1 protein-coding gene is annotated in these 220 nt (G+C 40.5%); it reads left to right on the top strand.

The window, feature by feature from the left end; translation table 11 throughout:
- Window positions 1-220, top strand: a 220-nt coding sequence (locus ACW9IN_RS30200) for a recombinase family protein (protein WP_457369256.1), incomplete at both ends; no start/stop codon positions are given.

The following is a 220-nucleotide window of genomic DNA, read 5'->3' as shown; positions in this document are numbered from 1 at the left end:
TCAAATGGCATCAATCCAAGCCATTACAAAGCAACAAGGTATTGAGTTGCCGCCCGAGAATATCTACTCGGATACGGGCATATCTGCACACGATGGAAGCAACAAACGAAAAGGAAAACTAAAAGAACTCATTGATATGATTAGCGATATGCATATCAAAGAGGGCGATTATATATTTGTTGAAAGTATCGACCGGCTTAGTCGTCAAAGACTTCTGCAA

This window comes from Pseudomonas sp. SDO5271_S396 (assembly GCF_054071795.1).
Note: the sequence above shows the minus strand (reverse complement) of the source record. Positions and strands in the feature narration are given on the sequence as shown.